Source organism: Sutcliffiella sp. FSL R7-0096 (assembly GCF_038595065.1).
Classification (GTDB): domain Bacteria; phylum Bacillota; class Bacilli; order Bacillales; family Bacillaceae_I; genus Sutcliffiella_A.
The window spans coordinates 3,871,452-3,897,922 of the sequence record NZ_CP152003.1; the positions used below are offsets into that span (position 1 = coordinate 3,871,452).

Genomic DNA, 26,471 nt, shown 5'->3' on the forward strand with positions numbered 1-26,471 from the left:
GAACGATGAGTTTATTATCAATCAATAACATTGGACATATTTATTTCACACCGGAACGGGCCACAAAGGTCCTAGAGGACATTTCCATCACAATCGAGGAGGGGGAGTTCATCTCCATTCTCGGCCCTAGTGGCTGTGGGAAAACGACGCTGCTCTCCATCATCGCAGGCCTGCTTAAGCCAACAGAGGGAAAGGTTCTGCTTGGAGAAAAACCTTCAAGGGACTGCATTGCTGATATCGGCTATATGCTCCAACAGGATTACCTTTTTCCTTGGAAAACAATTGAAGAAAATGTACTCCTTGGTTTGAAAATATCAAATAAACGTTCCAAAAAAACGATAGAAAAAACTTTGCAGTTATTAAAAGATATGGGACTTCCTGATGTGGAAAAACTATATCCTTCCCAGCTTTCAGGCGGGATGAGGCAACGGGCCGCACTTGTCCGCACACTTGCTACAGACCCTGCGCTCCTTCTACTTGATGAACCGTTTTCGGCCCTCGATTATCAAACAAAGTTAAAACTCGAGGACCTTGTTTTTTCCACACTCAAATCCTTTAAAAAAACTGCGTTGCTTGTTACCCATGATATCGGGGAAGCCATTGCCATGAGTGACCGGATTTTCTTGTTAAAAGCAAATCCAGGCCGTTTGGCAAAAACGTTCATCGTCCCAGAAGAATTAAGAAACATGGTCCCATTCGAAGCAAGGCAACATAAGGATTTCTCCACCTTGTTCCAAAAGATCTGGAAGGAGCTGGAGCAACTTGAACAAGAAAGCGAACATTGACCTCCTTCATGCTGATTTCCTGAAGCAAAGAAAAAAAGTGACCTATAAAGTAAGGTTATATCAATTAATCATTTTCGTCGTGTTCTTCGCTTCATGGGAAATGGCAGGAAAAAACAGTTGGATCAATCCCCTGCTGTTCAGCTATCCAAGCCGGATCTGGAATCTTTTCATTGATAAAATTCGGGACGGTACACTGCTTTCCAATATCAGTATCACCGTTACAGAAACCATCTTTGGATTTATCCTAGGTACACTCATCGGTACTATTATGGCAGCGATCCTATGGTGGTCGCCTATGATTTCAAGAGTACTCGAGCCTTACCTGGTCATCCTAAACGCGATGCCTAAAGTGGCGCTTGGACCTATCTTGATTGTTGCCATTGGACCTAATATGGGGTCCATCATCACAATGGGAGCCATCATCTCGGTGATCATCACCACCATTGTGGTCTACACCGCCTTTAAAGAAGTGGATACCAACTACCTGAAGGTACTGAGGACCTTCGGGGCGACCCGTGCACAGCTCTTCCAACAAGCCGTGCTTCCTGCATCCTATCCCACCATCATTTCCACCTTGAAGGTGAACGTCGGTCTCGCATGGGTGGGGGTCATAGTCGGAGAGTTCCTGGTCAGTTCCAAAGGGCTTGGCTATATGATCATCTATGGGTTCCAAGTATTCAACTTCACCCTGGTGCTGTTGAGCCTGCTGATCATCGCTGTATTTGCCACCATCATGTACCAGCTGGTGGAGTATTTGGAGAGAAAATTGGTTAAACACACTTAACTCAATGAAAATGTAAAGAGCAACCCCGGTTAAATGGAGTTGCTCTTTTTAATTGGCTCTTTTCTCAAAGGTTGTTGCCATTTACTAGGAAAAAGTTGGCAATTGGACCTTTTGCCGCACACATACTCTAAACTATATATGCAGTCTAATCATTCAGCCGGGAAAAGGGCACGATAGTAAGGGATATAACGGTAAATTTATAAATACTATGAAGTAACAAGTTTACGAAAACAATTTCTTAATTTTCTCAAGGCTATATGTCAGCACATCATCTTTCATTATAAAGCTGAATCGACTATCTTTTTTGACATTTCCGGGAATCTGCCTCAATAAGACAGGTCCATTTGTTTCAAAATATGTATCCTGCTTTTCAAGCTTTTCGATGATGGCAAAGTAAACATTTTTGATAATGATCTTCTCTCTTCCATCCACTTTATATTGCCCTATGTATTGCAACTGGGCCACATGCCCACCTGTTTCTTCCTTCACTTCCCTGATTGCTCCCTGATCTGCAGTTTCCCCAATCTCTACTTTTCCGCCCGGAAACTCCAGTCCACGGTTTTTATGGCTGGTCAACAACCACTGGTCCTCATATCGGCAAATAACCCAGACGTGTTTGGGGTCTCGAGAAAAAGGATGGTCTTCAAAGGATAACATCACTCGGTTGTTATAAATATCTTCAAACTCATACATACTATCGAAACTCCAATATCTCTTTTTTTCTTATTTATCTTATCATAGTAGCATCGAAAATGTGAGAGTCAAGTACCCCATTTAGACCATCATTCCTAAAAAAATTCTATTCAATTACATCATCCATCAGCCCTTGGTTCTTTATATGGGCCTTCGTTGCATCATCCCCAAGCTCATAAATCATCTTGAAAGCGTGTTGCAACCCGTTGTCGTAAGCATCATTTTCACGGTCGTAATGGTATTGTATAAACGGAATGTGCGCTCTCCAAAAGCTTTGCCAATCGGAAGAATAGTTCTGATCAAAGATCTCTCTTAATTGTGTGATTTCATCATCAGTAGCCTGAATTTGATAATCCCAAGGAGTTGATGTGCTCACTTGTGAAATAGATCCTTCTGCAAGAGAAATATAATATGTTTTTCGCTCCATATGTTTTCACCCTTTCCAGTGTCTTCTCTTATTTTCACTCAAACTCCGCGCTTTATTCTTCCAAGTCAACTTGTTAAGAATCCGCTTTTTTCTTGATTGCTTCAACTACTTTTTTTAACATTTTCGGAATTGGCACTCCCATGCGAGATGCATTTTCCATTATAGAAATGAACTCATTCACTAGATAAAATAAAATGGTGACATCCTTTATCATGTTTGTACCCAAGATAGTATCCACCACATGGGCAATACTCACCAGGACAAAAATGAAAACCTTTTGTGCGATTCCCTTTAAGCCTACCCGACTCGATAAGCGCTTTTCTACATAGGCAGCCAATATTCCCGTCACATAATCTACTATGACAAATGCAATCAAAAAAATTAAAAGCTTATTGAAACCACCGTACAAAAGCGAAGCAATATAGCCGAATATAGAAACTGCACCCAAATACATCAAACTGTACTTGTCCATGACAACTCCCCACTCAACTCAATTTTTATTTTTGATAATAAACCAACTAATTTCCATACAGCATAATATGCAATCTGCCAGCTTCCGGTTACGAGTTAGTAGAGTTTTTTGTATGAACAGGGAAAAATCGTGAAAACTAACTATTACTTTACTAGAGGAGATAGTTTATCATGAAAACCTTTGAAACGTTCGTAAATAAATACCATAAAAAATGGATAAGAGAAGATGAAGACATTGATGCAGTCGCATTTTCGATTGTAAACAGCTTTACAAGGGAACAATGCTTAGACCTTCTTAACGAATTATCGGATGAGGAGCTTCATCTAGTGGTAGCTCAGTTAGTGATGGAGCAAGTGAAAGAATTTCTGATAAAGGGGGAATACGGAGAAGGTGGGTTACTCCATTAACTGATATTGTCAAAAAAAAGCCCGAGCCCCTAAAACTTCTTTCGGGCTTCGGGCTTTCTCATTATTTTCCTAAAAATGCATGTAACATCCAATTGTGTTTTTCCACACTCTGGTGAATGGCAAGTAGCATGTCCCCAGTAGTTTCATCTCCTGCCTGGTCTGCAATCTCCATACCTTCCTTTAACTCGTCAATAAGGGTCGAAAAGTCATTCGCAATGGACTCGACCATCTGCTTAGCAGACTCTTTCCCTTCCGCTTCATTGATAGTAGAAATCTCAAGGATCTCCTTCATTGTTCCAACCGGAGTCCCTTCGATTGCCAACAGTCTTTCTGCCAACTCGTCGATATGGGTGGCAGCCTCTCCATATAACTCCTCAAACTTTTCATGGAGTGTGAAGAACTCAGGACCTTTAACAAACCAATGATAATTATGTAATTTGATAAAAAGGACACTCCAGTTAGCTACCTGCTTATTTACTACTTCCGTTAGTTGTTGAGACATAAAAAAACCTCCTATAGACATAGCAATTTATATACTTTATTTACCCCCTTTAGCGTCTCCTTAAACAGATGACTTATGCCTCATTATAAAGCTTTTTATAAACCTCCACTTTAATGATAGAATAAGAAAAGCCATTATTAAAGGAGGATTTCCATCAAATGATGACCATCTTGATCATCTGCATCATCATCGTAATTGTCGTGCTATTCCTGACCCTGCTCTCCACCAACAAAGCATACAAATACGAACACACCATAGACCCCGTCGACCAAGAAACAACACACACCGAAAGCCGCCCCGACGTAGAGGAGAAAAAGTAAAGAAATTTTAAAAAAGGGGTCAGACCCCTAAAGGGATTTTACTCCTAACGTCGAAACCCCCTGAGCACCGACTGCTCAGGGGGTTCTTTTCTTAATACTTATTTCATTATATTTCTTCTCATACTTTTCTTTTCATTAGCTTTAGGGTTAGTAGTATTCATAGATGTAAGGTGAATCGGGTTGTTCGACTTTCTCCAGAGTGTCGACTTCGACGTATGGGAGCGTCCAGTTGTTGTATTGTGTTGTTGTCAACGTTCCGCTCACCTTAACCCAATCATCATTTTCCAGATCCGCTGCACCGCTCATAGTTGATAATGTTCCATAAACACTTGCGTCTGCTACACAACAAGATAGACCAAAACGAGCCACGACAAACTGGTTCTCTGAGAAGTCGGCTTCACGATACACAAACCCTACCATCTCAATCTTTTTACCGACAAACTCATTGATGCTCATATCAATTATGTTCATCATCGGAATATATCTGTCCTCATCGACGACAATCGTATCCATCTCAAGCATTTCAGCCTTCAATTCCTCATAATAACCCTCAGGTGGTTCTTGCAGTTCAAAGCCATCCGGGTGCTCCAAAGGTGCATCCGCTAACTGCTCATCAATGGAAGGTTGATTCTCTTGATCTTCCATATACCCTTCTGGATCATCCAAATATGCTTCCGCCCTGGAGGTATCTGATTCTGAAGTATCCCCCTCTTCACCAGAACCACCTGCCGGCCCATCAAATGCCCCTGCCTGTTGTCGTTGCTCCACAATCTGCTTGGAATTCGTAAACCCCCGCTTATCAATGATGGAACTATCCAGAATGTTATCAGGAAACATAAAACCTGTCACAACAGGCAACACGAACATGGAATAGATCAAAATGGATTGAATCGGGGTGGAAGATTCCCCATGGTCAAATCCACAATTACACACCAATTCATCTTTATTTTTCGAGCCGCTCCGCCATATCTGCACAATACCCAGTATAAACAACGTCCCCGCTGCAAAATACATGAACGGCATCATTCGGGGAGCGATGAAATTCGTAATATCACCTGTCACCAAAAGCTTAAAAAACAAGAGAGTAAATCCTAATAGAATGATTCCACGTAAATAAATATGGAACCCATAGTCTCGATTATTTTCCATATGTCGTCATCCTCTCCTTACAGCACCAGCTGTTGGAAAATAAGTATGCTCGCAAATACCACAACAGTCACAACAGCCATAAACACTAGTACGAATTTTGTACGGAAGTAGGCAAATAACATAAAAGTATTTTTCAAATCCAACATCGGACCATAAATCATGAACGCAAGTAACGATCCGGTGGTAAAGGTTGTCCCGAACGAAGCAGCAACAAAAGCATCAGCCTCTGAACAAAGTGACAACACATAGGCAAATGCCATCATCACAGCCGGAGACAATACATCGTTCTGCCCTAATGCAAGCAAGATACTGCGATCAAGAAATGTCTGGAATAAACTCGCAATGAACGCACCAGCAATCAAGTATTTACCCATATCAAAAAACTCATCGCTTGCATGATAGAACGTCGCCTTCCATTTGTTTTGCTGTAGCACAGGCTGCTCCAATTCAACGTCCTGCCTGCCCTGCAGCTCACTTTTCGTCCAGCGCAATTGGTTCTTATTATCAAAAAGCAACAACATCAATAACCCAATGACAATACATAATACAAAAGCAAGTCCAAAACGGCCATATAGAATGGTCGGATTTCCATTAAACGCGAAATATGTAGATGCGACAACAACCGGATTCAGGATAGGTGCACCCACTAACAGCACTACCCCAACATGAAGAGGCATCCCTTTTTTGATCAATCTTCGCACTACAGGAATGATCGCACATTCACATATTGGAAAAATGGCACCTAAAATAGCCGCAGGAATGATCGCAGCAAATGCATTTTTCGGAAGGAACTTTTTTATTGTTTCCTCTGACACGAATGTCTGGATAAGTGCAGAGGCGAAAACTCCAAGTAAAATAAACGGAATTGCTTCTATGACAATACTAAGAAATATCGTATTTACGTTCAGCCACGAACTTGGAATATCAAATGGGATTTCTTTAAAATCCACAAAAAAGAACAGATACAAAAATACCCCAATCAACGCAAGTCCGATAGAATCTTTCAAAAGACTATTGCTTGTCCTCATACTTCTACTCCTATCATATTTTCTATTTTGTATTATAACATATGAAACTTCCACTGCTTCATCTTAGATACTAGCAATATATGTATAATCTATTTACTATATGATAGAAAAGTTTGAAAAGGGTTCCCCCTTTTACTTCTTGATTCCTAATGCATCTTACTATACTATATGTAATATCATAAATCGTAATAATTACTATTTTCACGAAGTGAGGAGTGTTTCCTATGCTTAAATGGGTTATTGTTGGTGGAGGAATTCAAGGAATAACAGTAGCTTCCTTTTTACTTAAAAAGAAGAAGACTTCCAATAATCAGTTGCGAATTATTGATCCAAATCCAAATCCTTTGGATAATTGGAAAAGGTGTACATCCTCCATTTCTATGGCACACTTGAGATCGCCTTCGGTCCATCACATTGATACAGAACCATTCAGCTTGCAGTCTTTTTCTAAAAAGGAACATAAGTATCATCCAAACACCGATTTTTATGGGAGATATAAAAGACCATCATTGGAAATGTTCAATGACCATTGTGATCATCTGATGGACGAATTAGATATCCAACAGTCTTATGTGGCTTCTAAAGTGGAGAATATCGAAAAGAAGGATGGGTACTGGAGGGTGTACCTGCAAAGCGGTGAGGTATTAGAAACGGAAAAGGTAGTGATAGCTATTGGAATAAGTGACCAATTACACCTTCCGGATTGGGCCAAGGACCTAAAACAGGATCATCCCAACTCTTTGTATCACGTGTTTGACAAAGACCTACCACTTTTTGAGAGTATGATAGCACCATTTATCATAATAGGTGGAGGTATTACCGCCACCCACTTAGCTATCAAACTGGCTTCCTTGTTCCCGGGTGAGGTGACTATGCTGAAACGTCATCCATTCAGAGTCCATGATTTTGACAGCAATCCAGAATGGCTCGGTCCTAAAATGCGTCAGCCTTTTGTCCAAATAAAAGACTATGAAAAAAGGCGTAAAACCATAAGAACAGCAAGGCATAAAGGCTCTATTCCCTCAGAATTAAGGAACAGACTTAGCCATTTAGTCCGAACAGAAAAATTGAAATTGAAGGACGGAACGGTAACAGATTATAAGGTTCAATCTAACAAGGTAGAGCTGTTTTTAGACAATGGAGAATCAATAATAGGTGGGACCATTCTTCTGGCAACAGGATTTGAACAAGGGCTTCCTGGCAGAGAATGGCTAGAGCCTGTCATAAAACAAGAGAATCTTCCGTGTGCAAAGTGCGGCTATCCTATTGTTAACCAGATGTTAGAATGGGCTCCAAATCTTTTTGTAAGTGGCGCTCTGGCAGAACTTGAAGTCGGTCCAATTGCACGTAATATTTCTGGCGCAAGAGTGGCTGCCAACATCATATCCTCCATTTAAAAAAGGATGACCCAAAATGAGTCATCCTTTCCCTTTTATCCGAATACTTTTTTCAAATCTTCTTTATCCTGCTCTAACCAGAATTTCATCAATCGTTTTGCTCCCTCAAGATCGTGAAGCTTTGCTTGACCGCATTGTTTTTCATTGGCTGCCGGAATTTCTACAATCTGAACAGCATCCTTTAACGTGTCTTCCATCAAGTCAACAATTTCATCTACTGTCGGCTCGCCGCTTACCACTAAATAGTAACCAGTTTGGCAGCCCATTGGAGAAATGTCGATGATATCAAAATGGCTGTACTTTTCCGCATGTGTACGGATATTGAATGCCAATAAGTGCTCCAGTGTGTGAATTGCGTCTGGCTTCATCGCTTGTTTGTTTGGCTGGCAAAAACGAATATCATATTTATTGACAACACCGTCTGTTCCTACTTTGTGTACTCCACAATGACGAACATAAGGAGCTTTTACCGCATTATGATCTAGTTCAAAACTTTCTACTGAAGGCATAATTGCACTCTCCCTTTATTAAAAGTTATTTACAGTATAACACAGATTTAATCCCAATTAAATTCATCTGATTTATAAGAATTTAATAAATTTTTTCTTTCTCAAATTTTCGATTATAATTTATATGAGGTGACCGTATATGAAACATGTCTTTTTATTCATCATTCGTTTTTATAGAAAATTCATTTCCCCCTTAACCCCTCCAACTTGCCGATTTTACCCGACGTGTTCCCATTATGGAATGGAAGCGATTGGACGTTTTGGAGCAATTAAAGGCGGTTGGCTGACGATAAAAAGAATTCTAAAATGCCACCCATTTCATCCTGGTGGCATCGATCATGTTCCGGAAAAGAAGGAAAAACGTTAATTTTGTTCATACCCATCAACAACAAGATCCAGTTTACCTGTGTGCGGGTCGATGACCAATCCATGCACAGGTACCCCGTCTGGCATAAGTGGATGGTTTGCAATCATATCCACACTCTCCCTAACGCTTTCCTCCACACTATCAAACCCTTTTAAGAATCCTTTTACATCAATGCCTGCATATTTCAAGTCATCAATTTTTTCTTTCGTTACTCCCCTTGCTTCCATCTTTTCACGCATGCCCTCGGGATTGATTTTTCCCATTCCGCAATCGTGATGACCAACAACCAATACTTCATCTGCATTAAGCTCAAACACTGCCACCAATATACTTCTCATGATACTTCCAAAAGGGTGCGATACAATCGCTCCGGCATTCTTTACGATTTTCATATCCCCATGCTTTAGGTTCATCGCTTTTGGCAAAAGGTCCATCAGCCTTGTATCCATGCATGATAAAACCACTAATTTTTTATCAGGAAATTTGGTGGTTTGGTATTGAATATACTCCTCTTTTTCTACAAAATCCGAATTATGTTCTAAAATTTCATCCAGTAACTTCATCTTTTTAACCTCTTTCTGAATAATAGTTTAGATTCCCTTCTTTCAATATGACAAACTCAAAACAAAATGACAATAAAAATAGCTTGTTTTCTTTTTAGGTTTTTAGTACTATTTTATATGTAAATCGTAAAGATTACGCTTTGTACAAGAAAGGAAGTTTACATTTTATGAAGAAGAAGATACCTGTAACGGTACTAAGTGGTTATCTTGGTGCAGGAAAAACAACACTGTTAAATCATATCTTATCAAATAGAGAAGGTTTGAAAATTGCGGTAATCGTAAACGATATGAGTGAAGTTAATGTGGACGCGGCACTGATCCATCAAGGGGGATTCTCCAGAACCGAAGAAAAGTTGATAGAAATGCAAAACGGCTGTATCTGCTGCACATTGCGGGAAGACCTAATGAAGGAAGTAGAGCGCCTTGTTGATGAAGGCAACATCGACTATATCGTTATCGAGTCCTCCGGGATAAGTGAACCAATTCCTGTTGCCCAAACCTTTACTTACTTAGATGAGGAATTTGAGATTGACCTAACAGAAAAGTGCCGCTTGGATGCGATGATTACCGTAGTAGATGGATTCCGCTTCTATGATGACTATCAATCCGGAGAAAGCCTTCTAGATCGAAAACAAGGAACGGACGAATCGGATATCCGAGAAATTTCTGACCTTTTAATTGATCAAATTGAATTTGCCGACATCCTTTTATTAAACAAAACAGACTTACTAGATCCCCGATATGTAGTTGAATTGGAGGCGCTGTTAAGAAAATTAAATCCAGATGCCAAGATTATTAAAACGGTTAATAGTGAAGTAGAGCTAACGTCCATCTTAAATACAGGGCTGTTCGATTTTGAAAAAGCAAGCCAAGCTGCTGGTTGGATCAAGGAATTGAACGAAGAGCACACCCCTGAAACCGAAGAATATGGAATATCCTCTTTCGTATACCGCCGCAAGAAACCATTTCACCCCGAACGATTCAAGAACTGGCTCGATAACTGGCCTGAAAACATTGTCCGTGCGAAAGGCTTCTTCTGGCTTGCTTCAAGAAATGATATGGCTGGATTGATTTCCCAAGCTGGTGCATCCATTATGATTCAAGGTGCTGGAGAATGGGTCGCAAGCTACAGTGAAGAGGCGAAAAAGCTAACATTGGAAGAAGAACCAGAATTACTGGAAAGATGGGACGAAACATATGGAGATAGAATGACAGAACTTGTATTCATCGGCATTGAAATGGACCAAAAGCAAATTGAACGCTCATTGGACACTTGTCTCCTAACAGAAAAAGAAATGAACGAGGACTGGTCCAACCTCCCAGACCCAGTACCTGCTTTTATAGTAGACTAATTGTAAAAATTTTATAACATTTGTCTTTTTAGTTCTCAAATCGTAATAGTTACGATATAATGTGGTGGGATACAAAACGAGAGGAGAAAACAATGAAAACTAAATCTATTTTTATCGCAATGATGTTAGTAGTTTTTACATTCCTTGTTGGATGTAATTCAGATAACCAGGCTTCTGACGGCAGCGAAAAGCTAAATGTCTATACGACCATCTTCCCGTTGGAGGACTTTACAAAGAAAATTGGTGGTGAACATGTTGAGGTAACTTCCGTGTACCCACCTGGTGCCGATGCACATACTTTTGAACCTTCAACAAGAACGATGAGTGAAATGGCTTCAGCTGATGCTTTCATCTACTCAGGAGTTGGAGCGGAAGGATTTGCTGATAAGGCAAAAGGCGTTTTAGAAAACGAGGACGTAAAGGTTGTTGCGGCTGGTCATGGTATTGAGCTTCGTAGTGAGGATGATCACGATCATGAGGAAGAAGCTCACGGTGACGATCATGACCACGAGCATGAGGAAGAAGCCCACGGTGACGATCATGACCACGATCATGAGGAAGAAGCTCACAGTGACGACCATGATCACGAGCATGAGGAAGAAGCTCACGGTGACGATCATGACCACGATCATGAGGAAGAAGCTCACAGTGACGACCATGATCACGAGCATGAGGAAGAAGCTCACGGTGATGACCATGACCACGAGCATGAGGAAGAAGCTCACAATGACGACCACGATCACGAGCATGAAGAAGATGGACACGAAGGTCACGACCATTCTGATGGAGACCCTCATGTATGGTTAGATCCAACTCTTTCCATTACTCTTGCTGAAAATATTAAAAAAGCTCTTGTTGAGTTAAAGCCAGAAGCAAAAGAGGACTTTGAGGCAAATTTCGAAAAACTGAAAGCCGACCTCGAAGAATTAGATGCAGAATTCAAGGAAACAGTCGATACTGCAAACACGAACAAAATATTAGTTTCCCATGCAGCATACGGTTACTGGGAGCACCGCTATGGATTGGAACAGATTAGCGTAACTGGCTTATCTCCAACCCAGGAGCCTTCTCAAAAACAACTGACTGAAATAATCAATACTGCAAAAGAAAATGAGATCAAATATGTCATCTTTGATCAGAACATCAGCGGCAAAATTGCAGAAGTCGTGAAGAATGAGATAAAGGCTGAAGCACTAGTACTTCATAATTTAGAGGCAGTGACAGAAGAAGATGTTAATAACGAGGAAGATTATTTCAGCTTGATGCGTCAGAACTTAGAGACGTTGCAGAAGGCTTTGAATTAATTCCATGTGGAAACAGGCAGCCGAAGGTGGGCTGCCTGTTTTTTATTGTGTACGTTCAAATTCATATCCTCTTTTTTCAAGTTCCAGATACCATCTTTTTATTGTAGAGATGATTTACAGGGTTTTGTTTTTTCTAGGTCCCGATTGGACGATTATGTTAACTTCTGCAACTATTTTCTTTCTAGAATCCCAGTAGTAGATGATAAATCACGAGCGACACAAAAGTCTTTTTGAATTGACACAAAACTCTTTAATATATCGGAGTTTTGTGTCATAAGTTTCTTCAATTAAAACTCCCGATTCTTTAATAAAAAGTCTTTAATCAGCTTGTCAAAAAAATTTTCCCTTTACCTTTTTTAGAAGATTCAACAACACTAACAGCTTCTTTTACTTCTAACAAATCGTAATGAGAATCTGTCGTCATTAGTCTTAATTGGTTATCCTTTATTAATGTTATCAAATGATCGAATGTTTCTTGCCATTTATCTGTTGAGACATTCTTATTCCAATTCCGTAAATGGAACATATTAGCCTTCACTTTTGCTTTATTTATAATATCTGCCCAGTTTACCTGTACTCCTGATAAAAGACCGATGGTTAAAAAATCCCCTTTAGGATGGACACAAAAAGCTAATTCGTTTCCAGATGACCCTCCAACAGAATCAATAGCAGCATCTGCACCCATTCCATTTGTTAATTCCATAACCGTTTCATAGAGTAGATTTTTGGATGTATCAATTACAAAAGAAGCACCTAGATGTAGTAATCCCTTTGTATGTTTATTATTTCTAGTAACTGCAATCAATTTAAACCCTAAAACCTTCGATAATTGAGCAAAAATGTGACCAATTGCAGATCCGCACGCATTAACCAATAAAACATCATTCGGTCTTAATTTTAATACTTCTGTACAAACCACCCATGCTGTAAGCGGATTTATATACATCTGTGCTGCCGTAAAATCATCAATAGTATCAGGTATGCAAACTGCATATTCTACTGATGTTTTAACGAATTCTTGCCACGTACCTTCCCCTCGTAAAGGTAATACACGTTTACCAATAAGATTTTTAGAAACTAAGGGACCTATTTCTTCTACAATTCCAACTCCTTCATACCCCGGAATAATAGGTAAAGAAATTCTGTGAGAATATGATCCTCTAATCGGTATTAAATCAGAGGGATTTATTGGACGAGCTAACATACGCACAAGAACTTCATTATCTTTTGGTGGTTCAATAGCTTTATATTCAACTTTTAGCACATCTTTAGGACTACCGAATTCGTAGAATTTAATACATTTTGCATCCAAAACCATTAGTCTCCTTAATCAAAGTAATAATATTTATTATATCACTTTCTACTAACTACCCTTACCTTTACTCATTCCATTTAATGGAACTAAAATACAAAATGAGCACCTATTCTTCTTCAAGAATGGCGCCTGATAATTGAATAAATTCCTACTTAGTGAAGAAAACCCTGAATTCTACTCCTTGAAAATAAACTATGTTTACTGAACAACTGTCTTTTCTACGATTTTATAAATGTAATCAGCATTCTCTAGTGGATTTTCTTTATTAAGGTAGTAATCTTTAGCTAACCAATATCTTTTTTGATATTTTTCGATTCTTGTTTGATAAGTACCAAGATAAACATCTCTGCCCAATACTCTCTTTGACCTTAACTCATGGCTACATTGAAGAAAAATACTAAAATCAAAGAAACTACGCCATTCTTTTCATAGTAAGAAAACACCAAAAGGTGAACGATGAACTACAGAAAAATCATAAAAAATCCTCATGTTTTAATCAGCACGAACATTCATTCGTGTATAATTAATATATTGTGTTAACCTAAGGAGGAATTTAAATGAATTCAATTGATTTAATTACATTAAATTTCAATGAAGTTAGAAGAAGAAGCATAAAAGTCTGGACCTCTATTCCTGATGAAATGCTCTATTGGAAGCCAGATGATAAAGCATTGAACTGCTTAGAAATGATTAGGCATGTACTAGAAAGTGAACATTATTATCACCTAGCTATAAAAAATCGAGCTAGTTTATCCGAATTCGATTCACCTTTTGCCGATCGTCCTTTTAAATCTGTAAATACAGAATTAGAATTTGCAGAACCTTATCGAAAACAGTTCATGACTACTATTAAGTCGTTTTCGGAAGAGGATTTAAGTAATATTAAAATTGATCGCTCAGAGTCAGGTTATATAAGAGAACTTGGTGATATGCTTTTACGAATTGCTTATCATGAATCAGTTCATACTGGTCAGTTATTAGATTATTTAAGAACAGCAGATATTCCAAGGGTCCGTATCTGGGATTAATACTTTAAATTGGTGCAATCACATTAGTGGAGCACCTTTTCTTTTACTCCTCTTCAGTCAAGCGGCTTATCCATGAGACAGGAAAGTGCCTGTTCGCGTTTATTGAATAGATTCCTTGTATTGAGTAGTAAAAAAATCTTTTGTTTTTCATTCAGCTTTCTTGTTCAACATAAGCTCCAAGTTAGTTGAACAATTTCCCTTCATTTATTTTAGAAAAATCTGAATTTCCCCTTCGTTATCTTCTACTAATTTATCTAATATCATATTCGCTTTTTCGACATATTCGCTTCCATCATTCATAGGCTCATCTAGCATTTCTTCTGTATAGGCTGTCACATAAACAACCATTGCCTGTGTTTTTTCAACATACATCTCATAATATTCTTCTGGGACCATTCCAAATTTCTTAGCCTGAGCATCTACGAACGCACGAATATCATTTGCATAGTCAGTATCATCTTCATCAAAAGTATTAACACTTTTTCCACTTATCCTATCTTTAATTTCCTGTAGTTCTTGTGATACATCAAGGTTTAATTCTGTTACTTCTTGCTCAGCTAATTTTGCTTTTATAGTACCATCTAAGTTGTCAATTAGACTATCATCAGAATACAAAAAACGTAAATCCCCAACTGTTATTTCTTCACCTCTTACAATTGCTGCAACTTCAGTATCAACAAAATCCGATATCAGAGCTTCATTACATCCAACTATGAAAAGCATACAAACTAGAAATAAATAAATAAACAACCTTTTCATATTTATCCCCCTATTAATCTATCCTCCCGTTTGCTTAGTTCCAATTATTTCATAATCTAAAAATTCCTTCAATATGATATATTCATTGACCTATACAATAAACAAGCGCTAATCCTTGTTACAGGATAGCGCCCTTTAGTAACTAATTTATAGCTAATCTCAAATTTACTTAAAGCTTCTTGTACTAACGCCCCGTACCTGATGAAAATTAACATCAATTCAAAAAATATTGAAACAAAACTAGTTACTTCTCCCTAAAACTATGTTAATGATTTAAAATTTTCTAGAGGGAGGGATTATGATGACTAAACTAAACGCTTAATAATCAAGATATAAAACAAGCATTAAGTGAACTAAAAAGAAAAATAGCTCATCTTTCAATCTCTAAAAGATGATAGAAGATTTTAATGAACGACACGCTTCCATAAAGCCAAACCTCCAACCATCATAAACACCAACCAAGGTAACCATGAAATTTCCGTTCTCACAGAATAGTCAAAGAGAAACCCGCCTAGCATGTTTCCGAATAAACCACCAACTGCCAGAGCCAAACCATTGAAACCATAGAAGGAACCAATATGGCTTAATGGTGCAAGTTCAGCTATTCGCTTGCTAATCATGGGTTGAATGAACATTTGGCCCATGCTGAATGTGATAACACCCATACACAAGAAATAAAAATTAGACGACCATCCTATTAAAACAAGACCCAGAGTAATCAAGGCAGTCCCTAGCCTGAGCAAACCAGTGGTGGAAATATGTTTCCCTAATTTGTGAATGGCAGGTACTTGTGTACACACTACAACAAACGCACCAGTAGTATAAATGATCCCTATCTTACCTTGCTCCAGACCTAGCAGTTGTACTTTCACCGGGACGGCCAGATAAAGCTGAACAACTAGAAACCAAACCCCGATCATCTTCAGACAAAAATGTACATACACTTTATTAGACAAAATTAAGGATGTATTTTCTATTAATGGCTTGCTCTCAGCACTATTGTTGAGGTTGGGCAAGCCAAGTAGTGTGAGTAAAAAGACGATGATAAACATCCCCCCAGCAAATAGGCATACCCATTGGAAATCGTAAGTAAGCAAAAATGCTCCTATTACCGGACCAAGTACAAAACCTGTATTACTGAGCATCTCCCTGATTGAATAAATCAATGATCGGTTCTTATCGTTGGAAAGGACTGTATAAAATGAAAAGCTGGAAGGGTGAAACAGAGCACCACCAAGTCCTGATAATACAGCAGCCAGGACTAATAGCAAGGGTCCTTCCACAAAACCGAACAGGATAAAACCACTGGCACGAACTAGAACTCCAGAGCAAATCACATATTTGTAGCTTACCCTATCGGAAATGAAACCGCCTAAGACCATGAGTCCCTGTTGGCAAAAGCTTCTGACTCCGATAATTAACCCAACCAAAGTAGCACCTAAAGCTAAATGATCCAGTAGATGCAATGCAAGTAGAGGAATGAGCATAAAGAAACCGATAGCCATGGTGAACGTATTGGTAAAAAGGATCCAAAGAGGTAATGGGACTTCTCTTAGACTTTTAATAGCTCCAATTTATTCCTTTGTCTCGATGAACAACTGAGGCCATCTATTGGAATTAGCTTCCTCTTTGGAGTAGATATTCACATTCCCATTCTGGCCCTCCACGTCTACCACTAGAAAGCTTACTTCTCCCTGCCCTGCATGCTGCTTAACAAAATCACTGACATTAAGCGTAAACCTCTTTTCTGTCGGAGAATCTATGATGAAGGTACCAAGGTGAAAGGCAGTCTCAGCTACACCAGTTACCTCGACCTTGTTCTGATTTAGATTTGGTGCATTATTCCAGACTAAGGCTCTTTCATTCCAGTCATTATTTAAAATTCCATAGACTTCTAATTTGACAGATTCGGTATTACTTCCCGTTTTACCTGTTAAAGAAAAAGTAGCTCTTTCCGTTGATTGTCTCTCTTCGAAATTAAATTTATAAAAACCGACCCGTCCCTTTGAACCGTCACTGTTCCGTTTTATGTTGAAATACCTGAAATAGTTTTTATCTGATTCATCATTATCAATAAGTTCCTGATGTAGGATGCCATAATTGCTTTCAGGTCGTTCAATATCGACCAGGGCATCATCGGAAGGAAACAGAATCCTCCCAAATAGCTCTTCTTCCTCATCGGCATTGTCAAGCAACGAAAGAAAGTCAATTTCCTTTGTTTTAACTATTTTGTTCTCTTCCAGTGTAATGTTTCTACCCGCTTCTAGCTTGATACCATTTTGGTTGTTGATAATCTTGTTGTTCGAAATCATGATATCCTCTGGGATTCCCGCTCCTTTATTTTGATTGTTCCGGTCACCAAAATCTTCAGCAACTACAATAGCCCAAAAACCAGGTGCGGAATTATTGATGATCTTATTGTCTTTCACAATTGTTCTAGGGGCATTCAAAAGATAAATGCCTTTTGCGTTTGCTGGTGTTCCGGTGTTAACGATGTGATTGTTCTCGATGACTGTATCCGGTGAGCCCATGATGACCGTAATTCCATCCCTGGTATTTTTCAATGTATTTTGATGGATGAAGTTTCCAGGTCCTGAGGCGGAATGGCTGTTCGGGGCGGTCCCGCCAGTGTTTCCAACTCCAATGCCGCCTCTTGGAACACCGTCAATATTATTAAGTCTGATCTCGTTTAAATATTCTCCTTGTCCGTGCAAATCTATGGCATCGTGTATATTTCCCCTATACAGATTGTCGGTAATAAGATTGTTGTGGGCAAAATTCTGGATAAGTGTTCCATGGCGCATATACGGACCTTCAAAGCTGTTGTTCCTTACGACATTGAAATACGTATCATTGGCATGCCCAAGTCGATGGATCCCTTGGATACCCTGAATCGAAATACCATACCCTGCTCCACCCCCTCCAACATCCGTGGCATTGCGGAAGGTGGAATGCTCGACAATATTTTTACTGCTCTTTTCAATACGTACACCCATCCGTTGGAACTTCTCTACAGTTACATGTGAAATGGTAATATGCTGAGATGGTTTGCTTGCATAATCAGCTATAAAAATTCCATAGGCAGGGCCTCCACGTTCAGGATTATTGATGGAAGGATCTTCTGAAAATATCCCATCAAAGCTTGAGGAGATGGTCATGTTCGATATTAATACGTTTTGTTTTCCATAAGACGTAATTACTTTACTATTAGGTGATTCCTTAGCATTAAAATGGGAAATCAAATTCACCGAGTCCTGAGATTCACCGCGAAGGTTCACTCCGTCTTTCAGGTAAAGATGTGATGTCCCATCATTTGGCATCGTGCTTCGCAAGTGATAGACCCCTGCAGGGAAATAAACCTCATCCCCTACTTTCGCTGTCTCTATCGCCTGAAGAATGGCAGGGAGATCATCGTGGGCATTATCTCTCGGATCCGCTCCAAAATCTATCACATTAAAGGTTGAACCTGTCACCTCATTGGAAGAGTGTGGTAAGTATGCCGTGCCATCCGGATAAACAAGCCCAGGTTTTGTAAATGGTGCAGCATCTGGGTCAGGGCCAGGGAAAACCGCCTTTAACTCCTTAACTAACGGACCTTCTTCATATGGAGCATATACATGTACCGCGGTCATGCTATTCCAAGCATTCACTGAATTACCATACGAAGTAATACGGATATATCTACCCTCTAAATTGTCAAAATCGAACGCCTCTAGATTAACAGAGTCTCCGCTGCTCGATTGTTTGTCTACCACCTTCGTCCATCCGTCATGAGGATTTAACGACACTTCGATATCTATCGTGGTCGTACGCACATCTCCACTATGAAAGGCTATTCCAAGATAGCCAATCTCTTTGGCAGCCCCTAAGTCAAATTGAATCCACTGGCCCACCCCTTGTGCTGACCATCGTGTTGAAAGGTCATCATCAATCGTATTTTCCGGTACGTTCCCATCATGCTCACTTGCAATGACCTCCATCACTTCATAATTGACAGGACCCTCCATTGCCTTTACTTCAGAAAGGAGGCCATATTCCTGACCAAGACAACCAATCAATAGAACCAAACATAACAAGCAACTTTTCAGCTTGAGTCTCTTCATTTTCAGTTCTCCTTTTTAAAAATATTTTATCCCCCAGCGGACTTTACTTTATTGAAGGAGTAATTTTTCATCCACCTATTCGATAACTCATTTTTCAAATTTAAGAGCCTCGTTTATAACAGAGGCTCTTGGTGTCTAATAACTAAGTCTAGTAGACTTTTGGTACTTCTACCCGGAATGTCCGTCCGTCTTCTGTGAAGTAGAATTGCAGACCGTGGTCTTGGTCATCCATAAAGTACGAAACATATTTAGGTTGCTGTTTTTTCATTGGCTGTAGCAGGGTGACGATACGATGACGAGTAGATTTCTTCGTTTTTGCCTGAACTCTATAATGGATTGGATCATCTCCAATCTCCTTAAGGTCCACTCCAGGGAAATCATGATGCTTCTCTAAATTCAACTCTCCACTGGAGCAGTAGACGAATCGCCCTTCTAAAATGGCGTTTTCGCCTGCTACAGTAAAGGACTGATGTTTCAATTGAGGTTCACAAAGGCTGTGGATCAGCCAATCAAGCTCTGCCGGCTCATTAAGATCCACAGAATCTATCAAAATGAAATAAGAGTCGTTGACAAAATACGTTTCCCGTACATAGTTTTTCAAATGCGGAGAATAGTATTGATAAGCAGCAGTAGCGTTTGCCCTGATATAAATGCAATCCTCCCGCTCCTCGACTGAGTCTATATATCCGTTGGCATTTTTGGCAATGAACTTATCTTTCTCGGCAAACTGACCCTTGCCGTCAATCAGAATGGCGTTTTTAGAGATGGTCTGGCGCCTCCATTTCATATGCATTGTACTGTTAAAGGCGACATAGTAACCACTGTGGATTGCAAGTGGATCACCAAATGCATGGAGGACAAAGGCATTCTGATCCCCATGGCTATGACTGATGGAGCCATATGGGCTGCTCTTCGTCAAATACATAATGTGTTCAGCGGGATCCCCCATGCTTTTATGCACGGCGACCCAACCAACATCCTTGAACCATTTCACCTTTGGCAGGTCGGATGGCACTTTCGCTTTAATCGTAGGGTAATCATGCTGGTACATCATCTCGTCAAAATGAAAATCCCACCATCCTTTGTTGAAAAATTTCTCATCCGCCTCTGTGTCCCATTCCTTCGTCTGCTCATAAAACCATTGATAATAGGGATTCCCAGTGATCCCTGCAAACTGACGGATATTGAACCCCACCTTAAGTCCGGGACGCTCACCGAGATTGGCATGGTCACCAAAGCTTGCCCTATTCGTGTCAGGAGAGTAGACGTACAGTGGGAAGTCCCCTGTCTTTTGGAAAAATGGCCTGGAGAAAAAATTGATCTGATGGAATTTGTTGATAAGGTTAAGTCCTTCTATGACATAAGCCATCCCCGTCATCCAATAATGTGGGCCTTCCGCCCAACCGCCATCCGCTCCCCCCCATGGCGTATAGAGGGCACTGTAATATTCAATGGTATAATCCAGCCACCCTTTCACTTTTTCTTCCTCTCCATAAAGGGCGATACAGCAAGGAACAAGTACAGAGGATAGCGATCTGACCGCATGGCTATCAAAAGGGACATGATGAATTTTTGATCGTTCCATTACATGAAAGGCTACCTGCTCAGTCCTGCGGTATAGTTTAGCACGGACAAACTCCCTTTCCTCTTCTGACAAATACTGGCTCAGCCAATCATAGCCCCAAGCCAAAGCTCCGGCAATTCGGAAAGCCGATTCATCATTATAGTCACGGGATGTGGTTCCTTCCGTATCCCATGAACTGATATGAAGGAGCCACTTTTTTGCTTTTTCAATAATCACCTCATCTCTTAAGATGACTCCTGCCACACTTAGATGACGAATGGCATGCAATGCTTCCTGACAGTCCATGTACATCTGACGCCATATGACAGCTACACGTTCGTTATTTGGGTAAGGCAATGGCTCCTCCGTTAAAGGCGCATGTAGAAAAGGTTCCACAGACTTCTTGAAGAAAGTGCCCCAATTACAATAGTCCTCCGACAGTTTAATTTTCTCCCTAAACTGTTCGACCTCCCCCTCACTCAACCATAGGCGCGGCCTAGGTAAATCGGGGGCAGAATTCCTTGCCTCCCTAGAAGGTAGTGGGGTTTCTGGCAGGCCTTCACTGATTTGAAAGCTCCTAGCTATACTCCATTCACTGATACGGTTTTCCTGATCAGCCTGATCAAGCAAGGCATAACGCCAATAGTAGGTACCAGGCGCCATTGCCTGATCCGGAGTGAAAAAATTTTGATGAACAGGTTGATAGATTCTCGTCTTCTCCATCTCAAAGGATGGGGAGGATGAAATCTCCACTGCATAAAGCTCCTCTTCGAGTTTGGCAGGCATCCAAGTAAAGCGTGGAGGATTTTCAATGATTTGGGTTGTCTCATCAGGCTGATATGGCACATTCAACTCTCCGCTTTTCGGCTGGTATAAGCTGATAATTGTTTCTTTCATTCTTTTCTCCTCCTTATCTCATGTACATTCCACCGTTAATTTCAATTGTTTCACCTGTAAGGTAGCTACCGAGCTCTGATACTAGAAACAGAACCGCACCAGCTACATCTTCGGGTTTTCCAGCTCTTTGCATTGGAATTCCCTTGACTGCATTTATTCTGCCTTCCTCAGTCGTAAAGGTGTCATGAAACGGCGTGTCTCCGATGAAGCCTGGTGAGATTGCATTAACGGTAATATTATGGGGTGCCAGTTCCTTCGCCAAAGCTTTGGAAAATGTCAGGACCGCTCCCTTTGAAGCCGCATACGCCGCTGCACCAGGTCCGCCCCCGTTATGGGCGGCCACCGAAGTCATGTTCACGATACTCCCGCCATTTTCCTTCATGAGTGGAATGGCTATCTGGGATACAAGAAACGTACTTGTGACATTCACATCCATGATTTTGTGCCAAAGCTCCTCACTCATCACTTCAACCGGAGATCGTTGAACAAGATGTCCCGCATTATTTACGAGAACATCTAAAGTACCTCCGAAGAATTCTTTCGTTTTCCCCAACACCTGGATGATATCTTCTTTCAAAAGGACATCACCTTGTACTGCTTTCGCTTTCCTTCCCATTTTTGTGATCATCTCGACCACCTCCTCCGCACCTGTGCGGTTGCTTCCGTAATGGACAACCAAGTCGGCGCCAGCTTCTGCCAATTTAAGGGCAATCCCTCTTCCAATTCCTGTTCCGCCTCCCGTTACCAATGCCTTTTTCCCTTCCAAATTCATCATGGTAGTTCCTACCTTTCCACTATTTTTCTTTTACTCTTCCAAGTTCTCATTTCCTCTAGAGTTGGTGCACCTTGGTAATCTCCCAGCCGGGAAACGATCATCGCACCACACCAGTTCCCCATCTCCAGACAATCCTCTAGAGAATAACCTTCCAACACCCCGTATAAAAAGCCTGCATTAAAACCATCCCCTGCACCTACCGTGTCGACAACCATTGTGCCTGGTACAGAATCAGAGTGAAGGCTTCTCTCACCTTGATAAGCGCTAGCGCCAAATTCACCTTTCTTCACAATAAGCACCCCTGAGGTTTTGAGCCTTTTCCTGAAATAGCTCACTGCCTCCTCCAGATTCTCTTCCCCCGAGCAAAGACAGGCCTCCGTATCCCCCAAAAATAAAATATCCAAGTAAGCATATATTTCTTCAAAAAAGGACTTTGCCTCTTTCACATCCCATAGCTTTTGCCGAAGATTCACATCAAAGCTGACAGGGATGCCTTCTCTGGCACACCATTTTATAAGACGAAGGCATTCCCTTTGCATACAAACATTCAGTGCAGGAAGAATGCCCGTCAAATGCACTCTTTTGGCTTTTTTTAGATAGGTGAAATGCTCCTCTGTCAAAACGATGGATGCTGCTGCGGAAGGCTTACGATAATAATGAACATGGACGCTTTCCCTGCTTGCCATATCCTTGAACATGACACCAGTAGGAAGGTCGTTGGAGAACTTGACCATTTCTATATCAACACCTTCTCCCCTGACCACCTTTTGGATGAAATGTCCGAACGGATCATCACCAAGTCCGCTGATCCATCCCGCTTTTTTTCCGAGACGCGCTAGTCCGATTGCAGTATTTGTCTCTGCTCCTCCAATTGTTTTCGCTAAATACGGAGCCTGCTCAAGCCTATCTCCATGCAATGGGGTAAAGCAAACCATCGTTTCCCCCCATGTAATGATATCCATCTGCTTCCCCCCTATGTTGACGACCCTTCAGGACTTCGAATAAACTCTACCTCTTCTACCTTTTGGAAAGAAGCTAGTGCAAGCTTCATTACAAAATAGGCGCACATGCTGAATCCTATCAAAAAGACTAAGATAGGAAGAAAAAGGAGGAAGAGAACTGTAACACCAAGGACAAATGATATTCCAAGTGCAATCGCCGGTTGTGTAATGATAATTGTCACAGCAAGCTTGACTATATCCCGAATCCGCAACCTAAAATGGACATAAACGGCGGCCACAATACTACTGCACAATAAGTGAATAATGGAAATACCGATCAATAGATTCGCCATTAACTGAGCGAAAGGAGTTTCATAGCTTTGAAGGATGCGAATGTCCATGTATAGAAACAGCCCTATTCCAAGAGACATGAATCCGACAAGTTGGGTAATAACGAAATTCTCTCGATATCCCCGCCAGAATAATGACCAGGTCTCTTCCTCTTTTAATTGAAGCCTCTTACGCATTACCCCAAACAAGGAAAATGTTGCAGGAAAAAAACCAAAAATAATTCCCCCGCAAAATAAACCCAACCACCACAAAACCTGTACCTTGAGCAAAAAGTAAATCCATTCGGCCACCATATTAAACCTGTTGATCATGCCGTCATCGTTCATCTTCCCCTTCCTTTCTTTTAAGTTGATTTCGCTTCTTGGACCTGTTCGGCAATTTGCTTTGCGATATTTGAAATCAGGTGGTATTGTCCCGATTCCATCCGTTCCACATTCATGAGTGATCCACCAACCCCTACTGCCGCCGCTCCAGCACGTATGTAGTCACGCGCGTTTTTCTCCGTAATCCCGCCGGTAGGAATAAGCAATTGATTACCAAGCACTGCTCCAACACCTTTGATGAACCCGCTACCTAGGACTTCTGCAGGAAACACCTTGACCAAATCTGCACCTAATACTGACGCTTCATGGATTTCCGTCGGTGTCATTGCTCCTGGTGCGGTGATAATTCCAAGACTTCTCCCAGCCTCTAAAACTTCCGATGATAAAAAGGGACTGAAAAGGAAACTTGCACCAGCACGTTTTGCCTCCACTGCCATTTCTGCAGTCCTGACTGTTCCTGCACCAATCAATGCCTCTCCATTGAAATGCTTGTTAAGCATCTCGATTGCGCTGCTTGCTTCCATGGTATCCATCGTCACCTCCAAACATTTCACCCCGGAATTCACCAAGGTTTCCGATAGCTTCAAAAGATAAGCAGATGGAATTTTCCTTAAAACGGCAATGACGCCATTATTAACGATGTATTCTTTGGCCTCCTCCTTCTGCATCATCTGGCAAGCCACCCCCCGTCCACGACAAGAATATGACCGTTCACATAATCCGAGGCTCCTGAAGCTAGAAATACCGCCGCACCTGCAATATCGGATGCTTCTCCCCACCTGCCAGCCGGGATCCGCGAGAGGATGGCTTCATTTCGCTCCATATCCTCTCGAAGGCCTTTTGTATTGTTGGTAGTAATATAACCAGGCGCAATCGCATTCACCTGGACCCCGCCAGCGGCCCATTCATTGGCCCACGCCTTTGTCAGCCCAGCGACAGCATGCTTGCTTGCGGTGTAAGAAGGCACCGTAATCCCTCCCTGAAAAGAAAGCAACGAGGCAATATTGATGATCTTTCCATACTTCCTACCCAGCATCTGTTTGGCAATAGGCCGGGTGAAATGAAACAGGGAATGGAGATTTGTATTAAGCACCGCATTCCAATTTTCCTTAGAGAAATCCACTGCTGGTTCCCTGCGGATGATCCCAGCATTATTGACGAGGATATCCACTGTCGTGTTGGACAGGATATTCTCTGCCACTCCCCCAGCCTCATCAGGATTCCCCAGGTCTGCAATGACGGTTTTACACTTTCTTTCCCATCTTCCGACCATCATCTCCGTTTCCTGCATATTATCCCTATGACCAAGTAATACAAGGTCTGCACCAGCTTCGGCAAGCCCCACTGCTATCGCCTGACCAATTCCCGTCCTCGCCCCGGTGACAAGAGCGGTTCTTCCCTTCAATGAAAATTTTTCCACCTTGCACTCCTCCTATCGAAGATCCTCCATTGGGACAAACTCCATGTCGGTAAATGTATAATTCTCACCAGCCATCGCCCAAATGAAAGAGTAGCGGCTTGTTCCCACTCCAGAGTGAATGGACCAGGGCGGAGAAATCAATGCTTCCTCATTACCTACCACTAGATGCCTTGTTTCCCTCGGTTCCCCCATGAAATGGAACACCCTGCTGTTCTCCTCCATATCAAAATAAAGGTAGGTCTCCATCCTGCGATCATGGATGTGAGCTGGCATGGTGTTCCACATATTGTTTGGCTCTAAAAGCGTCATACCAAGCATTAGCTGACAGCTCTGCGCTCCGTCTGCATGTATATATTTATAAATCGTTCTTTTGTTGGATTCTTCATTTGCACCAAGATGAACAGGTTCGGCCTCCCGTATATCAATCTTTCGAGACGGGAATGTCGTATGGGCCAAAGTGGAAACAAGATAAAATTTTGCAGGGTTCTCGACTGTCTTGCTTGAAAACTCCACCTTCTTTTCCCCTTTTCCGATATAAAGCCCATCTCTTGCATTCAATTCAAAAGACTCCTTTTCAGTCCGAATCAAGCCTGGTCCGCCAATATTGACGACTCCAAGTTCCCTTCTCTCCATAAAATGCTCTGTTTTCAGGAAAGCTTCGCCGCTCAAGAGTACCGAACCGTTTAAAGGCTTCACTCCACCTATGACTACTCTGTCTTCATGGGAATAAACGAGCTTTAATTTGTTCTCCTGGAAGAGACCTTGGATTAAGTAATTGTTCCGGAAATCCTCCGTTGTGTAATGTTTTGCTTCATTGGGATTTGTTGCATATCGGTTTTCCATATTGACCCCCTTAAAAGTAATCGCTTACATTGTCTAAATCTTAGCATCTACAATCCTCCTTACCTAAGGAATAATTTTGTATGTTAGTTGGTT

28 protein-coding genes are annotated in these 26,471 nt (G+C 41.1%); 9 read left to right on the forward strand and 19 right to left on the reverse strand.

Translation table 11 applies throughout. The features are described from left to right. The first annotated feature begins 5 nt into the window (after positions 1-5). Complete coding sequence (locus MKY77_RS19860) at positions 6-785, forward strand: ABC transporter ATP-binding protein (protein ID WP_339147384.1); 780 nt, start codon at positions 6-8, stop codon at positions 783-785. Beyond that, complete coding sequence (locus MKY77_RS19865; protein WP_339147386.1) at positions 763-1,569, forward strand: ABC transporter permease; 807 nt, start codon at positions 763-765, stop codon at positions 1,567-1,569. Before MKY77_RS19860 ends, MKY77_RS19865 begins: the two co-directional genes overlap by 23 nt. 222 nt (positions 1,570-1,791) lie before the next feature. On the opposite strand, the gene ytkD is transcribed toward MKY77_RS19865, so the two are convergent. The 3 genes from ytkD to MKY77_RS19880 form a co-directional block, all read right to left on the reverse strand. After that, positions 1,792-2,262, reverse strand: a complete 471-nt coding sequence (gene ytkD, locus MKY77_RS19870; RefSeq protein WP_339147388.1) for an RNA deprotection pyrophosphohydrolase — start codon at positions 2,260-2,262, stop codon at positions 1,792-1,794. A 106-nt stretch (positions 2,263-2,368) separates the two neighbouring features. Beyond that, positions 2,369-2,689, reverse strand: coding sequence for a hydrolase (locus MKY77_RS19875; protein WP_339147390.1), 321 nt, complete (start codon positions 2,687-2,689; stop codon positions 2,369-2,371). Between the two features lie 73 nt (positions 2,690-2,762). Further along, complete coding sequence (locus tag MKY77_RS19880) at positions 2,763-3,161, reverse strand: phage holin family protein (RefSeq protein ID WP_339147392.1); 399 nt, start codon at positions 3,159-3,161, stop codon at positions 2,763-2,765. Between the two features lie 170 nt (positions 3,162-3,331). On the opposite strand from MKY77_RS19880, the gene MKY77_RS19885 reads away from it, so the two are divergent. Then, positions 3,332-3,568: a hypothetical protein gene (locus tag MKY77_RS19885; protein WP_339147393.1), complete on the forward strand. Its 237-nt coding sequence runs from the start codon at positions 3,332-3,334 to the stop codon at positions 3,566-3,568. 61 nt (positions 3,569-3,629) lie between these two features. Here MKY77_RS19885 and MKY77_RS19890 read toward each other — a convergent pair whose 3' ends face one another. Further along, on the reverse strand, positions 3,630-4,070 hold the full coding sequence (locus MKY77_RS19890; RefSeq protein WP_339147395.1) for a Dps family protein: 441 nt from the start codon (positions 4,068-4,070) through the stop codon (positions 3,630-3,632). 158 nt (positions 4,071-4,228) lie between these two features. On the opposite strand from MKY77_RS19890, the gene ytzI reads away from it, so the two are divergent. Then, positions 4,229-4,390 carry a YtzI protein gene (gene ytzI, locus MKY77_RS19895; RefSeq protein ID WP_339147397.1) on the forward strand — a complete coding sequence of 54 codons (162 nt, stop codon included), beginning with the start codon at positions 4,229-4,231 and terminating at the stop codon, positions 4,388-4,390. A 147-nt stretch (positions 4,391-4,537) separates the two neighbouring features. On the opposite strand, the gene MKY77_RS19900 is transcribed toward ytzI, so the two are convergent. After that, positions 4,538-5,539 carry a TIGR03943 family protein gene (locus tag MKY77_RS19900; RefSeq protein WP_339147399.1) on the reverse strand — a complete coding sequence of 334 codons (1,002 nt, stop codon included), beginning with the start codon at positions 5,537-5,539 and terminating at the stop codon, positions 4,538-4,540. 17 nt (positions 5,540-5,556) lie between these two features. Next, a complete protein-coding gene (locus MKY77_RS19905) occupies positions 5,557-6,567 on the reverse strand; it encodes a permease (protein WP_339147401.1) in 1,011 nt (336 codons plus the stop codon). 224 nt (positions 6,568-6,791) lie between these two features. Here MKY77_RS19905 and MKY77_RS19910 point away from each other — a divergent pair, with 224 nt between their 5' ends. Further along, the gene (locus tag MKY77_RS19910; RefSeq protein ID WP_339147402.1) at positions 6,792-7,964 is read left to right on the forward strand and encodes an FAD/NAD(P)-binding protein; all 1,173 of its coding nucleotides are present in this window, start codon (positions 6,792-6,794) and stop codon (positions 7,962-7,964) included. Positions 7,965-7,999: 35 nt separating this feature from the next. On the opposite strand, the gene MKY77_RS19915 is transcribed toward MKY77_RS19910, so the two are convergent. Then, positions 8,000-8,473: an S-ribosylhomocysteine lyase gene (locus MKY77_RS19915; protein WP_063559791.1), complete on the reverse strand. Its 474-nt coding sequence runs from the start codon at positions 8,471-8,473 to the stop codon at positions 8,000-8,002. A gap of 139 nt (positions 8,474-8,612) precedes the next feature. On the opposite strand from MKY77_RS19915, the gene yidD reads away from it, so the two are divergent. Then, the gene (yidD, locus tag MKY77_RS19920; RefSeq protein ID WP_339147403.1) at positions 8,613-8,840 is read left to right on the forward strand and encodes a membrane protein insertion efficiency factor YidD; all 228 of its coding nucleotides are present in this window, start codon (positions 8,613-8,615) and stop codon (positions 8,838-8,840) included. Here the strand turns inward: yidD and MKY77_RS19925 are convergent. Next, positions 8,837-9,403, reverse strand: a complete 567-nt coding sequence (locus MKY77_RS19925; protein ID WP_339147404.1) for a carbonic anhydrase — start codon at positions 9,401-9,403, stop codon at positions 8,837-8,839. The two genes, yidD and MKY77_RS19925, sit on opposite strands and share 4 nt — an antisense overlap. 167 nt (positions 9,404-9,570) lie before the next feature. On the opposite strand from MKY77_RS19925, the gene MKY77_RS19930 reads away from it, so the two are divergent. Together MKY77_RS19930 and MKY77_RS19935 are read left to right on the forward strand one after the other, a co-directional pair. Then, complete coding sequence (locus tag MKY77_RS19930; RefSeq protein ID WP_339147405.1) at positions 9,571-10,755, forward strand: GTP-binding protein; 1,185 nt, start codon at positions 9,571-9,573, stop codon at positions 10,753-10,755. A 92-nt stretch (positions 10,756-10,847) separates the two neighbouring features. Then, entirely contained in the window at positions 10,848-12,059 is a 1,212-nt protein-coding gene (locus tag MKY77_RS19935; protein ID WP_339147406.1) for a zinc ABC transporter substrate-binding protein, read from the forward strand. 322 nt (positions 12,060-12,381) lie between these two features. Here the strand turns inward: MKY77_RS19935 and MKY77_RS19940 are convergent, their stop codons facing one another. Next, positions 12,382-13,371, reverse strand: a complete 990-nt coding sequence (locus MKY77_RS19940) for a zinc-dependent alcohol dehydrogenase family protein (protein WP_339147408.1) — start codon at positions 13,369-13,371, stop codon at positions 12,382-12,384. Between the two features lie 560 nt (positions 13,372-13,931). On the opposite strand from MKY77_RS19940, the gene MKY77_RS19945 reads away from it, so the two are divergent. Beyond that, positions 13,932-14,402: a DinB family protein gene (locus MKY77_RS19945; protein WP_339147410.1), complete on the forward strand. Its 471-nt coding sequence runs from the start codon at positions 13,932-13,934 to the stop codon at positions 14,400-14,402. A 204-nt stretch (positions 14,403-14,606) separates the two neighbouring features. On the opposite strand, the gene MKY77_RS19950 is transcribed toward MKY77_RS19945, so the two are convergent. The 10 genes from MKY77_RS19950 to kduI form a co-directional block, all read right to left on the reverse strand. Beyond that, entirely contained in the window at positions 14,607-15,161 is a 555-nt protein-coding gene (locus MKY77_RS19950) for a hypothetical protein (protein WP_339147411.1), read from the reverse strand. Positions 15,162-15,565: 404 nt separating this feature from the next. Next, positions 15,566-16,735: an MFS transporter gene (locus MKY77_RS19955; RefSeq protein ID WP_339149871.1), complete on the reverse strand. Its 1,170-nt coding sequence runs from the start codon at positions 16,733-16,735 to the stop codon at positions 15,566-15,568. Continuing rightward, positions 16,736-19,264 (reverse strand): right-handed parallel beta-helix repeat-containing protein, encoded by a 2,529-nt coding sequence (locus MKY77_RS19960; RefSeq protein ID WP_339147413.1) that lies wholly within the window; start codon positions 19,262-19,264, stop codon positions 16,736-16,738. A gap of 148 nt (positions 19,265-19,412) precedes the next feature. Beyond that, positions 19,413-21,725: a DUF4962 domain-containing protein gene (locus MKY77_RS19965; protein WP_339147414.1), complete on the reverse strand. Its 2,313-nt coding sequence runs from the start codon at positions 21,723-21,725 to the stop codon at positions 19,413-19,415. A 13-nt stretch (positions 21,726-21,738) separates the two neighbouring features. Beyond that, a complete protein-coding gene (locus MKY77_RS19970) occupies positions 21,739-22,500 on the reverse strand; it encodes a glucose 1-dehydrogenase (RefSeq protein ID WP_339147415.1) in 762 nt (253 codons plus the stop codon). An 8-nt stretch (positions 22,501-22,508) separates the two neighbouring features. After that, positions 22,509-23,462: a sugar kinase gene (locus MKY77_RS19975; protein WP_339147417.1), complete on the reverse strand. Its 954-nt coding sequence runs from the start codon at positions 23,460-23,462 to the stop codon at positions 22,509-22,511. An 11-nt stretch (positions 23,463-23,473) separates the two neighbouring features. Beyond that, the gene (locus MKY77_RS19980) at positions 23,474-24,118 is read right to left on the reverse strand and encodes a DUF624 domain-containing protein (RefSeq protein WP_339147418.1); all 645 of its coding nucleotides are present in this window, start codon (positions 24,116-24,118) and stop codon (positions 23,474-23,476) included. Between the two features lie 17 nt (positions 24,119-24,135). Then, the gene (locus MKY77_RS19985) at positions 24,136-24,786 is read right to left on the reverse strand and encodes a bifunctional 4-hydroxy-2-oxoglutarate aldolase/2-dehydro-3-deoxy-phosphogluconate aldolase (RefSeq protein ID WP_339147419.1); all 651 of its coding nucleotides are present in this window, start codon (positions 24,784-24,786) and stop codon (positions 24,136-24,138) included. Next, positions 24,783-25,535, reverse strand: coding sequence for a 2-dehydro-3-deoxy-D-gluconate 5-dehydrogenase KduD (gene kduD / locus MKY77_RS19990; protein WP_339147420.1), 753 nt, complete (start codon positions 25,533-25,535; stop codon positions 24,783-24,785). The genes MKY77_RS19985 and kduD overlap by 4 nt, the downstream gene beginning before the upstream one ends. Before the next feature lie 12 nt (positions 25,536-25,547). Further along, positions 25,548-26,378, reverse strand: coding sequence for a 5-dehydro-4-deoxy-D-glucuronate isomerase (kduI, locus tag MKY77_RS19995; RefSeq protein WP_339147421.1), 831 nt, complete (start codon positions 26,376-26,378; stop codon positions 25,548-25,550). Positions 26,379-26,471 lie beyond the last annotated feature (93 nt).